Source organism: Acinetobacter sp. GXMZU3951 (genome assembly GCF_054457875.1).
Map to the genome: position 1 here is coordinate 227087 of NZ_JBTLFO010000006.1, position 13153 is coordinate 240239.

9 protein-coding genes are annotated in these 13153 nt (G+C 40.8%); 4 read left to right on the forward strand and 5 right to left on the reverse strand.

Going from position 1 to position 13153, the window contains the following annotated elements; all coding sequences use genetic code 11:
* Window positions 1-349: 349 nt before the first annotated feature.
* From ACX17N_RS11340 to ACX17N_RS11350, 3 genes are all read right to left on the reverse strand, one after another.
* Window positions 350-1033 carry a Fe2+-dependent dioxygenase gene (locus tag ACX17N_RS11340; protein WP_458892674.1) on the reverse strand — a complete coding sequence of 228 codons (684 nt, stop codon included), beginning with the start codon at window positions 1031-1033 and terminating at the stop codon, window positions 350-352.
* A gap of 103 nt (window positions 1034-1136) precedes the next feature.
* Entirely contained in the window at window positions 1137-3425 is a 2289-nt protein-coding gene (locus ACX17N_RS11345) for a TonB-dependent receptor (protein ID WP_458892675.1), read from the reverse strand.
* A gap of 215 nt (window positions 3426-3640) precedes the next feature.
* The gene (locus tag ACX17N_RS11350; protein WP_458892676.1) at window positions 3641-5788 is read right to left on the reverse strand and encodes a TonB-dependent receptor domain-containing protein; all 2148 of its coding nucleotides are present in this window, start codon (window positions 5786-5788) and stop codon (window positions 3641-3643) included.
* A 268-nt stretch (window positions 5789-6056) separates the two neighbouring features.
* Here ACX17N_RS11350 and tig point away from each other — a divergent pair, with 268 nt between their 5' ends.
* The 4 genes from tig to ACX17N_RS11370 all read left to right on the forward strand — a co-directional run bounded on the left by tig (window position 6057) and on the right by ACX17N_RS11370 (window position 10402).
* Window positions 6057-7388, forward strand: coding sequence for a trigger factor (gene tig / locus ACX17N_RS11355; protein WP_458892677.1), 1332 nt, complete (start codon window positions 6057-6059; stop codon window positions 7386-7388).
* A gap of 190 nt (window positions 7389-7578) precedes the next feature.
* Window positions 7579-8184 carry an ATP-dependent Clp endopeptidase proteolytic subunit ClpP gene (gene clpP / locus ACX17N_RS11360; protein ID WP_016168229.1) on the forward strand — a complete coding sequence of 202 codons (606 nt, stop codon included), beginning with the start codon at window positions 7579-7581 and terminating at the stop codon, window positions 8182-8184.
* A gap of 28 nt (window positions 8185-8212) precedes the next feature.
* On the forward strand, window positions 8213-9523 hold the full coding sequence (gene clpX, locus ACX17N_RS11365) for an ATP-dependent protease ATP-binding subunit ClpX (protein WP_458892678.1): 1311 nt from the start codon (window positions 8213-8215) through the stop codon (window positions 9521-9523).
* Window positions 9524-9688: 165 nt separating this feature from the next.
* Complete coding sequence (locus ACX17N_RS11370) at window positions 9689-10402, forward strand: DUF2846 domain-containing protein (RefSeq protein WP_458892679.1); 714 nt, start codon at window positions 9689-9691, stop codon at window positions 10400-10402.
* Between the two features lie 5 nt (window positions 10403-10407).
* Here ACX17N_RS11370 and ACX17N_RS11375 read toward each other — a convergent pair whose 3' ends face one another.
* Together ACX17N_RS11375 and ACX17N_RS11380 are read right to left on the reverse strand one after the other, a co-directional pair.
* Complete coding sequence (locus tag ACX17N_RS11375; RefSeq protein ID WP_458892680.1) at window positions 10408-10956, reverse strand: DUF2059 domain-containing protein; 549 nt, start codon at window positions 10954-10956, stop codon at window positions 10408-10410.
* 107 nt (window positions 10957-11063) lie between these two features.
* Window positions 11064-12590: a fumarate hydratase gene (locus ACX17N_RS11380; protein ID WP_458892681.1), complete on the reverse strand. Its 1527-nt coding sequence runs from the start codon at window positions 12588-12590 to the stop codon at window positions 11064-11066.
* Window positions 12591-13153 lie beyond the last annotated feature (563 nt).

Genomic DNA, 13153 nt, shown 5'->3' on the forward strand with positions numbered 1-13153 from the left:
GGATATTCAGGGGGGATTGCTTAAAAATAGCAAAATTTTTATACGCGCGCGTGGCGCAACATCAGGAGATTCATTTTAGGTTGAGCGTGAGTCGGAAAAGCAAAAATATCATTCGTTTTCATCATGTAACCATCAAGATCAAGACAGAGATTTCACTTATGCAATCATTCGCATACAGCTCAATGGAGTCTAGGCGAAAATTGGATATCGTGCAAAGGTTCATCATTTATTCTAATGAGGTTGCAAGGGAAATGTTTTTCTAATTTTGCATTATTATTTTAATATCAGAAAAAATTTCCCAAGAAAATTGTAATTTTTGAAAAACTAGATAAGAAACTGAGATCAATACTTATAATTCTGACCACATTCGAATTAAGTTGTGATAGATATTGGTCAATTTCATCACTTCTGGATAAGCATCATCATGATCTTTACGTAATTGACGAATGCTTTCATCGAGATTGAACAGGAGATGTCGTTTCTGGTCCTCACGTATTAAGCTTTGTACCCAAAAGAAAGAAGCAAAACGTGTACCTCGAGTAATGCTACTCACTTCATGTAAGCTGGTTGCAGGATAGAGCACAACATCGCCTGCGGGTAACTTCACTTCATGATAACCATAGGTGTCTTCAATCACCAAATCGCCACCATCATATTCTTCGGGCTCACTTAAAAATAATGTACAGGATAAATCCGTGCGCATTTGTTGTGAGGTCCCACGAATCAGCCGAATCGAGTTATCAACATGAAAACCAAAACTTTCATGTTCGTCATAGCGGTTAAACAGTGGGGGAATGATTTGATGCGGCAATGCGGCGGCTTGAAAAATTGGATTTTTCCAAATCGCTTGAATTACCAATTCACTCAGGTGATGGGTGAGCGGATCATTTTCGGATAATTGTTGATTTTGTTTGACTGAAGCAGAGAGGGTGCCAGCTGTGACTTTTCCACCCACCCAATTGGCTGTTGCCATCAATTGGCGGAATTCAGCGACTTGTTCTTTGGATAAAACATTTGGAATGTGATGAATCACAGCCTATATCCTTCTTAATAAATGGTTATAAAAATAGCCTCTGGGCAGAGGCTATTTTATCTTAACTTAAGTTAATTCCATAATTAATATATGGAATTAAGTCTTAGTATTTAAAGTTGATGGCCAATACCGCATTGCGACCATTGCCTTCAAATGCGTAGTGTGCAGCATGAGCACTCGTGAAATAACGTTTATCTGAAATATTATTTACATTCAGCTGAACATTCACATTGCGGTTTACATCATATTTCGCCATGGCATTGTAAATGGTGTAAGTCGGTAAGTATTTTGGCGCAGTTGTGTTAACAAAAACTTGATCACGATATTCTGCGCCTGCACCCAAAGTTAACTTCGGCATAACACGGTAAGTTGACCATAGTGTTGCGCTGTTTTTCGCGACGAATGGTAGTGGTTTACCTTCTTGTGCGATTGCATTGTATGCCGCTTTAGTGATTTCGCTGTCTAAGTAGCTATAACCCGTTGAAACTTCCCATTTGTTGGTAATTTTACCGTTTAAGCTGACTTCGAAACCATCAACACGGCTTTCACCTGCATTCGCTGTTGTAGTTGGGTCAATCTGAATACGAGTATTTTGTTTCTCAGTACGGAAAATGGCAGCAGTTAAGTTGGCACGATTATTAAATAAGTCCCATTTGGTCCCAATTTCAAAAGTACGTGCTTCTTCTGGCTTGAGGGCATTAGCTGTTGCACTTGCAATACCAGAATCGCTGATAGAGTCTGAACTTGAATCACCTTCTGCTAAAACACCTACAGGATTAGCTGAAGTAGCGTAACTTAAATAAATGCTACCTTCTTCTGTTGGTTTAAAAACTAAACCAGCTTGGTAAGTGAAGAAATCTGTATCACTTTCTAATTTGTCACCCGCTTTATGAGGTATACGTCCCGCTACGTCTTTATTGTATTTTTTCTCAGTTTCAAATTTATCCCAACGGATACCTAAGTTAAGTAACCATTGTGGGTTAAATTCAATGCTATCTAAAGCATACACAGACATGGTTTGGCTACGAGTAGTAGACTGGCCTTTAATGCTACCAATAGTATCGGTAAACAAACCGTTACCTGGATTGTTTAAACTTGTACACCAGCCATTTGACATAGCAGCAGTTGAAGTACAGTTTTTAATATTGCTGTCTAAAATGGTCGATGTAGTTTCACCAGCAGCATTGGTAAAAGTATGTACACCTTGATCGGTTTCTTGCAGGCTCCATTCGGTTCCTACATTAAACGAGTGTTTTAATGCACCAGTATTGAATTTACCGCGCAACGATAATTGGTCGCTATACGCATCAGTATCCAAAATACGGGTTAGAGCACGACGAGCAACAGTACCACGGTAGATGTTGCCTTTAGAGTCATCTGCATTGGTGTAGATATAATCAGATTTAGATTTGTTATACGTGGCAATGTTCGACAAAGTCAGGTTGTCATTGAAATCATGCTCGAGTTTGAAAGTCGCAATTTGATTTTCACGTTTATCAAAGTCGCGAGCTTTCCAGCCGTAGTAGGTACCCGCTTTAACGCTGACAGGTTTACCATCGCCTGGTGTTACTGTTACGCCAGCAGGAGGGCTGCTTGGATTGGCATTGTTGAATGGGATACCTGCATCTGGCTCATCATTGCTGCGTAAATAATAATAGCCTACAGAACCGCGAGTATCAGAACCTAGACCAAAGGCGAGACTGGTTGCAATACCCGCACGCGCAAATTCAGCACCATCACTTTGTCCGGCTTTTTCATTTTCATGCCCCATGACAATGACACGACCAGCCACGCCATTACCAAAATCTTTGTTGGCATCTAACTGAATGTGCTTATAGTTGTCGGTTCCGCCTTGAACGCTGCCTTGATAAGTGTCGCCTTCATGAGCAACTTTAGGAATCAGGTTAATGCTTCCGCCAACGCTACCACCGCCACCAAGAGCAGAAGATGAGCCTTTAATGACTTCAACCTGTTCAATGGCAAACATGTCGCGGCTTTGAGAAGTAGTATTACGAACCCCATCCACATAGATAGACGATTGACCGCTATAACCACGAATATATGGCATGTCTGTAAAAGGTGTACCGCCTTCACCAGCACCCAAAGTGATCCCTGGTTCATAGCGTAAGGCTTCTAACAACGTATTTGAATTGGTTTCTTTGAGTAATTTTTGCGAAAGCACAGAAACGGATTTAGGCGTATCTTTTAGTGGTGCGACAAATTTTGCATTTGCAGATTGATCAACTTTTAAAGATTCTTCTTGAGTTGCTTCAGTATGAATTGTTGGAAGTTGTGTCGCGTCATCCTGAGCGATTGCAGTTGTTGCGATAACAGATAAAGAAGAGGCAATTGCCGTCGACACTAATTTTTTACGCGTTTTAATAAAAGACATTTCTGAACTCACAAAGAGTAGTAAAAATTCGTATGCGAATAATAATAATTCTTATTTATTTTACCAATTGTAAATGATTGGAATTGTCGATTAATAGGCGTAATGAAAATGTAAAAATTAATGAGATTGTGTAACATTTTGTATGTAACTGCATGATTTTATATAAATATAGAAAAACCCTGCCAAAACAGGGTTTTTTATTGGGATTTTAAATATTAAAAGTCGTAAGAGATAGATAGCCAGTAGTTACGCCCAGAAATATACGTTCCAGACATTCCAGAACCGATGGAAAGGTACTTATAGGCTTGTTGTACATCACCATTTAAGTCGTAGTAGTCCATGTATTCGGTAAAGTCTTTGTCTAATAAATTGTTTACAGCGGCATTAATACGCACCTGATCGCTGAGTTGATAACTGGTACCTAAGTTAAATAAGTTATAACCAGAGAATTCATTACCAGTTTGCTGCTGAATATTCAGCGCATCACCAGTTTGGCTTTCTAAGTAGCGTGGACGACCAGATTGATATTCATGTTGTAACCACAGATCAAAGGCATCGTTGATGTGCCATGTCGACGTCAGATTGAATAGATGTTTAGCGGTTGATTCAAGTGCATAGCCTTTGTTTTCACCTTTGGTAATTTCAGATTCGGTAAAGGTATAAGCGGCTTTAATGTCCCACTCGGGAATGATTTGATATTTTAGTGAAGTTTCGAGTCCATAAATTTCTGCCTCGTCTGCATTAAAGCTCTTGGAATAAGATGTCACACCACTGCCTAAGCCAGAACAATCACTAAGACTGCAATCAAACTTTTTCGATACAATTTTATCTTCGACGATATTAAAGAAAGCGGTGGTATTAAAATCGAGTCGGTCTGTCGGCTGGTAATTTAAACCCAGTTCATAATTGACTGAGGTTTCTGGCTTTAAATCTGGATTGCCCAGTACAGGCGTTGTACCTTGGCCGCTAAAGTTAATAATGCCATTGTGTAAGGCTTTGGCAGAAGGAGCTTTGTAGCCTGTACTCACACCACCTTTAATAGTCAAAGCATCTGTGGTATTCCAGACCAGATAGGCACGCGGACTAAAATGCCCGCCAAAACCTGAATGGTCTTCATAGCGTCCGCCAAAGGTAAAATGTAAATTATCCAATAGATTCCACTCATCTTCAGCATAGAATGAGTAGGAATCCTTCTCGAACGTCGCACCTAAGCCCGCAATATCATCCACACTTTCAGCTTTTTTGTATTCTGCACCTAAAGTCAATTTATGGTTTTTGAGTGTGGTAATGATGTGGCTGTCTGCAACTAAATCTGTATTTTCTAATGTACGATCACGACCTGCATACGCATTATTGGGGAAAGTATTGGTTGGAATTGTACGCCCAATGGTTTCTGTCTTGGTTTGGCTGATATAGGTGTTCCAAGTACCAAAGTCATAATTACCATCATGACCAAGAGAATACTGCTCACGGTTAAACTCTAATTCATCTTTATAGCCGCGTGCTCGAGCAGGAGTATCTTGGGTACCTAAACGGTTTCCTGCATTGCTATAGCTTTGTTTTGAATGAAAGGCATCAGCCCAAAGTGAATTCTGGTCATTCAAACTCAGATTGAGTTTACCGCCAACATCATAGTTATCCGCTTCACTCGGTCGAGGGTCACGTGAGGTTGAGCCAGTAACGATACGTTCAGAACTTTGACGATCTAAATAGCTCCCTCGAAGCTGTAGACCAAGACGGTTTTCAATGATGGGACCATTGAGTAAAAAGCTCGTTTTCCATGAGTCAGCTTCAGCTTTATGCTCCATCATATTGCCACTTACAGTAACATTACCATGCCATTCATTACTGATTTTTTTGGTAATAATGTTGATGACACCTCCCATTGCTTCGGAACCGTAGCGAGTAGCCATTGGACCACGAATCACTTCAATACGTTCAATCGCCGAAAGAGGAGGGAGAAAGCTATTGGAAGTTTCTCCAAAGCCATTTGGCGTTACATCAGAAGATGTGGTTTGGCGTCGCCCATCAATTAAAATTAGACTGTAATCATTGCCTAAACCGCGCATTTTGATGTTTAATCCTGCGGTTTTACCGACACCTGAGCGGATGTCAATTCCAGGCACATCGGCTAACAGATCTGCAATATTGCTCGCATTTTTTCGTTCAATATCTTCTTTAGTTACTACACTGATGCTAGCAGGCGCATTTTTAATATCTTGTTCAAACCCCGCTGCGGAAACCACAATGGTGGAGAGTTGATGCGTAGAGGAGGAGTTTTCTGTACGACTTTCCGCAAAAGCAGCACTGCTCGATAAACTGAGTATCGCAAAGGTAAGGGGGCGAAGGTTGAACTTACTCATAAATAGAATTCCAAAGTTGGACGAGATAAATATCTGAAAATAAAAATAAATATTATGTTTGCGTATATGATAATGATAAAGTTTATCATTTGCAATAATTGCCGTTTAAAAAAGGAGAAATGATCGGAAATTTAGAAAAAGAAACAAAAGACCAAAAGAAATAAGATAAAATCCTGTAGTTTAAACATCCAGTTTTGTATATCTTTAAATGTTGTCATATAATGTGGCACTTTTTTATAAACTGTTATTACTAAATTTCGAGGAAGCCATGCAAGTAACTTCTGAAGCGGTTTCGGGCGTTGCCCGTCGTTTAAATGTATCTGTACCGACGAGCCGTGTGAACGAGCAATTTGAAGCACGTTTAAAACGCACTGCTAAAACTGTAAAGATTAACGGCTTCCGTCCAGGTAAAGTGCCATTAAACGTAGTTCGCCGTGAATATGGCGCGGGTATTTACCAAGAAGTGGTAAATGACGTAATCCGTGACACAGTATTCGAAGCAATTCAACAAGAAAAAATCAATGCTGTTGGCATGCCAAACATTGACAAAGTGGAAAACAAAGACGACGCGCTTGTATACGAAGCGACTGTTGAAGTTTATCCAGAAGTTGACGTTAAATTTGAAGGTTTAGAAGTTGAACGTAAAGCGTCTACAGTAGAAGACAAAGACGTTGATCAAATGATCGAAAACCTGCAAAAGCAACGTGCAACTTGGGCTGAAACCAAAGGCATGGCGAAAAAAGACATGCAAGTAACTTTCGATTTCGAAGGTACTGTTGATGGTGAGAAGTTTGAAGGTGGCGCAGCTGAAGACTTTAAACTTGTATTAGGTTCTGGTCGTATGATCCCTGGCTTCGAAGACGGTATCGTTGGTATGAAGAAAGGCGAAGAGAAAGTTATTGACGTAACTTTCCCTGAAGACTACCAAGCAGAGAACCTTGCAGGTAAAGCAGCGCAATTCAAAATCACTGTGAAGCTTGTTGAAAAGCAAAAACTTCCAGAAGTTGACGCTGAATTCCTTCAAATCTTTGGTTTAACTGAAGAAGAAGGCGTTGAGAAGTTAAAAGCTGACGTACGTAAAAACATGGAACGCGAAGTGAAAAATGGTCTTCGTAACCAAGTGAAAGGCGCAACTTTTGATGCTTTAGTTGCTGCAAACGAAGTTGAACTTCCAGCAGCAATGGTTGCTCAAGAAATTGACCGTCAACGTCAACAAATGATCCAACAGTTCACACAACAGTTTGGTGCTCAAGGTGCTAAAGCATTTGACAGCAGCATGCTTCCAGATGAATTGTTCAAAGAGCAAGCTGAGAAATCTGTAAAACTTGGCGTATTGGTAAGCAAAGTATTAGCGGATGCTAAACTTGAAGTTGACCAAGCACGTGTTGAAGCTTACATCGAAGACATGGCTTCTTCTTACGAAGATCCTACAGAAGTAATTGAATACTTCAAAAATGACAAGCAACAACGTTCACAAATTGAAGCTGTTGTTTTAGAAGATCAAGTTGTTGATCACATTTTAGCAGCTGCGAAAGTAACTGATAAAACTGTGAGCTATGAAGAATTGTTGAAAGAGCAACAAGCTCGTCAACAAGGCTAATCAGCTTGAGTTAAAAAAGGCGCTTTAAGCGCCTTTTTTTATCTCAGCAGTGCATCGACTTGTCCTAAATTCACAAAGCTTATGCAAAAAATATCTGTTATTTAATGGGGAATATTTTGCAATTTCGGTCATTATCCCTCATATTGTGGATATGGGTTAAGTCACAAAAAATTTAGGAATAAATAAACGTATGTATGTTCCAACTATTGAAAACGCGTTAGTCCCTGTTGTAGTTGAGCAATCGTCTCGTGGTGAACGTTCATTTGATATTTTTTCGCGCCTTTTGCGTGAACGCGTTATTTTCTTAACGGGTGAAGTGGAAGACAACATGGCCAATTTAATTGTGGCGCAGATGTTGTTTTTAGAAGCAGAGAACCCAGATAAAGATATTCATTTATACATTAACTCGCCAGGTGGTTCAGTAACTGCGGGTATGGCAATTTACGATACCATGCAGTTTATTAAGCCAGATGTTGTGACTTACTGTATGGGTCAGGCTGCATCGATGGGTGCATTCTTACTCAACGCAGGTGCGAAAGGTAAACGTTATTGTTTAGAAAATGCACGTGTTATGATTCACCAACCGCTTGGTGGTTTCCGTGGTCAAGCATCGGATATTGAAATCCATGCGCGTGAGATTTTATTCATTAAAGAGCGTTTAAACCGCTTAATGGCAGAGCATAGTGGTCAAGACTATGAAACTGTGGCAAGAGATACAGACCGTGACAACTTTATGACTGCACAGGCAGCGAAAGAATACGGTCTTGTGGATGAAGTGCTTAGCAAACGTCCATAAGTTTTAAGATTTTAGTATTGGAGTAAATATGTCCGAACATCCTCAAGGACAAAAGCATTGTTCATTTTGCGGTAAAACGCAGTCTGAAGTCGGGAAACTGATTGCAGGTGAGGACGCGTACATCTGTAATGAATGTGTGGACGTATGCCTAGACTTAGTACAAACCAGTCAACAGGTCGAATCTGGTGACTGGGCGGCTAAGCCTTTGCCGAAACCTCAAGAAATTCGTGCGGCACTCGATCAGTATGTGATTGGTCAAGATGTGGCGAAGAAAACCCTTTCAGTTGCAGTTTATAACCACTATAAGCGTCTTAAAGTGACCCATGGTGGACATAAGCACGACGACGCGGTTGAGATTGCGAAAAGTAATATTCTGTTGGTCGGACCAACAGGCTCGGGTAAAACTTTACTGGCTCAGACGCTAGCACGTTTATTAGATGTGCCTTTTGCCATGGCGGATGCGACGACACTGACCGAAGCAGGTTATGTGGGTGAAGATGTTGAAAACATCGTGCAGAAGTTATTACAAAAAGCGGATTACGATGTAGAAAAGGCGCAAAAGGGCATTATCTATATCGATGAGATCGATAAAATTACCCGTAAATCGGAAAATCCATCGATTACTCGAGATGTTTCGGGTGAAGGTGTACAGCAAGCCTTGCTGAAAATGATTGAAGGGACTGTGGCATCGATTCCACCTCAAGGTGGTCGTAAGCATCCGCAGCAAGAATTTATCCAGATTGATACCTCGAATATCTTGTTTATCTGTGGCGGTGCATTCTCAGGTCTAGAGAAAATTGTACAACAGCGTCAAGAGAAGGGTGGTATTGGCTTTACGGCAGATGTGAAGAAGAAAGATGAAGGCAAACAGCTTTCAGATTTGTTCCGTCAAGTTGAAGCGACAGATTTGGTGAAATTCGGTTTAATCCCTGAATTTATTGGTCGTTTGCCTGTAATTGCGACTTTGGATGAGTTGGATGAAGAAGCACTCATGCAAATTCTGACTGAACCCAAAAATGCTTTAACTCGTCAGTACCAACATTTGTTTGATATGGAACATGTGGATTTGGTGTTTGAAGAGTCTGCATTACGTGCTGTGGCGAAGAAAGCCCTTGAGCGTAATACGGGTGCGCGTGGTCTGCGTTCGATTCTGGAAAATGCCTTGCTTGAAATTATGTATGACTTACCAAGTCGCACAGATGTCGGGACAGTTGTGGTGAGTGAAGCAGTAATTAACGGTACGGCTAAGCCTGAGTTAAAGCCGGAGCGTCAACCAAAAGCTGCGACTGAAGATACTGCTAAAGTTGATTTAAAGGTGATTAATTCAAAATCAGCTTAAATGGTTATTCGTCTGAAACGTGCGGAAATTTAAGATTTCCGCACGTTTTTTATTTGCAAGCAAAAAGCGCAATGGTAATCTTGGGCAAAGGCGAGGATGCCTAAAATTGTAATAAATTTTAAATTCACACCAATAAATACAAGAAATACGCGGTGAGGGATCAACATGCGTTCGCTTTATCTGATGTTATGTAGCAGTTTATTTTTATTTGGATGTCATAAACAGGTGGTTTTAGAGCAGCCTGAATTAAGTTCAACCCTTGATGCAGTAAATACAAGTCAAGCGCCGGGGCTGGTTGAGCAATACCGTTTCGGCATGACTTCGGTTGGTGGTTGGGTCAATCAGAAGTTGGGACAGCGCTATCATCCTGTGCAACCTCAGCATGATCAGGCTGCCGTGGTCTATCTGTATCGACCCGATAGTAAATGGAATCGTCAGGAAATTGTGGCATCGAGTTTGTTTATTAATAAATATCGTATCCCTAGTCTGCTAAATAATCATTATTACTGGCTAGAGCTACCTGCGGGAACTTATCGTTTATCCAGTAGTCGACCTTTGGGGATTCAACATTTTCAAAAGCCGAAATATCTCGATTTTAGTGTGGAAGCAGGCAAAAGTTATTATGTGAAATACGATGAGGAAAACCTGAATGCGCGTCAGGAAGTTTCCGGTCCTCTGATTCTTGTTCCCAACCAAGTGGGACAACATGAAATCGCCTTTACCCAGTTGAAATCCTCTAGTTATAACTTCGTTGCGCAAGATCAGCAAACAGGAGCGCTGCGGAATACAGCACAAAAAATCAAAGCAGAAAAATATGATGCAGGCTCTGATGTGCAATTAACGCAGCCGTTTAAACTCTGGGATATTCGGACTTGGTAAGTGATCTATGGGTTCTTTTGTGCTTGCTCAAAAAGTGGTGCTAAGGTTTTCTCAATCTGATGGTTGATCTCACGTTGGGTGGCTGGGTCTTGCATCATTTGGGTAGATAAATCCATGCTATTGCGCATGACCTCACTCATCATTTTGCTACTTTTCTTGTTAATCGATTGCCCGAGTGGTGTTTCTAGGAATTGAATATTGGCAAGCACTTCTTCTTCAGTAAAAGTTTTCTGGTAAACATCTTTCAGCATTTGCATAAACTTGGGATCAGAAATTAGCTTGTTACTGAAAGATGCAGTAATGTCCGCGATTTGATTGGCCGCTTTTTGTTGTTCTGGATTTAAGTTTGCTGTGTTAAAGATTTGTTTAATTGTTTCTTCTGCCTGCTGTTGGTAGACAGGGCGCATTTCTTGTTGAGATTGTGCCAAAGTGCCTCGAATATCACTGAGTTTCAGTGCCTTTTCAACGGATGCTTCGCTCGCAGGTTTGGCAAAAGTCGTGAGGCTGAGTGTGCAAAGTACGAGCGTGGTAAATGTCTGCTGTAATTTTTTCATAGTCTTGTGTATTGTCTATCATTATTGAAATAAGAATTTTGGATAAAAAAATACCCTTAACATGACCTTAGCATGTTAAGGGTATTGAAAAAAGCAAAATTTAGGGCTTAGCCTGCTGCAGCATCTACTACAGGAATTTTACCAATTTTAGCTTGCCAGATTTTAGGTGCGGTCGCGTGTACAGAAGTACCATTGACGTCTACCGCAACCGATACAGGCATATCTTTGACTACAAACTTGTAGATCGCTTCCATACCTAAGTCAGCAAAAGCAACGACTTCAGCTTCACGAATGGCTTTAGAGACGAGGTAAGCCGCGCCACCAACAGCCATTAAGTAAGTTGCTTTGTTGTCTTTAATGGCTTCAACAGCAGCAGGACCACGGTCTGCTTTACCGATCATACCGAACATGCCCGTCGCTTCTAAAACTTGACGAGTGAATTTGTCCATACGTGTAGCCGTTGTCGGGCCAGCAGGACCAACCACTTCATCACCTACAGGATCAACAGGGCCGACGTAGTAAATAAATTTACCTTTCAGGTCAACAGGAAGCTCTTCACCGTTATTCAACATGTCAACCATACGTTTGTGTGCAGCGTCACGACCAGTATAGATTGTACCGTTAAGAAGAAGTGTATCACCTGGTTGCCAAGCGTTCATTTCTTCTTGAGTGATGTTGTCTAAATCAACACGTTTAGAAGTTGAAGAATCCCAAGTCACAGAAGGATAGTCTTCAAGTTTCGGTGCTTGAATGTGTGCAACACCTGAACCATCTAACTGGAAGTGTGCATGACGAGTTGCTGCACAGTTTGGAATCATGCCGACTGGTTTGCCCGCAGCGTGGCAAGGGTAGTCTTTGATTTTAATATCAAGAACAGTGGTTAAACCGCCAAGACCTTGTGCACCAATACCAAGAGCATTAACTTTTTCGAAGATTTCGATACGAAGTTCTTCAAGTTTATTTTGTGGACCACGACGAAGGAGTTCGTCCATGTTGATCTCTTCCATCAATGCTTCTTTTGCAAGCATCATGGCTTTTTCAGCAGTACCACCAATACCGATACCGAGCATACCAGGCGGACACCAGCCTGCACCCATGGTTGGAACAGTTTTGAGTACCCAATCCACGATAGAATCAGATGGGTTCAACATCGCCAATTTAGATTTGTTTTCTGAACCACCACCTTTTGCAGCAACGGTAATATCGACTTTGTTGCCTGGAACCAGTTTGTGGTAAATCACTGCAGGGGTGTTGTCTTTGGTATTTTTACGACCAAATGCTGGGTCTGCCAAAACAGAAGCGCGAAGTACGTTTGAGTTTTCGAGGTAACCTTGGCGTACACCTTCGTTAATGGCATCATCTAGGCTCATGGTTAAATCGAATTTAACATCCATGCCCACTTCAACAAATACGTTAACAATACCAGTATCTTGGCAGATTGGACGATGACCTTCTGCACACATACGAGAGTTAATCAAGATTTGTGCAATGGCGTCTTTCGCAGCTTTGTTTTCTTCACGGTCGTACGCACGGCTCATCGCTTGGATAAAGTCTTGTGGGTGATAGTACGAAATGAATTGAAGCGCGTCCTTGACCGAAGTGATCAAGTCATCTTGCTTGATAATAGTTGTCATATCAAATATCTCTTGAGCGGGCTGTTAGCTAGCGGGCTAAATTATAAGGTATAACGTTGCTGTTGTGGGTGTTTTGCTGAATTTTTGGGCTAAAGTTTAATGGATAAAATCGGTTATTCATTGAGAAATATTTCACCCTTAAACTGAACTGGTCCAAGCTATACTGCCTGATTGAGGTATTTTTAACTAGGTAAAATATGAGTAAATACATGAATTATATGGTTTTATTTTGATTGTGTGCGGGCTGTTTTATAAAATTACAGGACTGTCATAAAGTTGTAATAAAACTTTCACATAATAACCGCATCCGAAACAGAGAGAGCATCGTTATGGCATCTGCAGTTCTTATGGTTGTTGGTTTTAGTTTCTTTATTGCTGCGACTTGGGTGTACGGTCAAAAAGAAGATCAAGCTTAAGCTTTATCTTCTTTTTTTGTTTTAATCTATCTTCAAATCTTCAAATCTTCAAATCTTCAAATCTTCAAATCTTCAAATCTTCAAATCTTCAAATCTTCAAATCTTCAAATCTTCAAATCTTCAAATCTTCAAATCTTCAAATCTTCA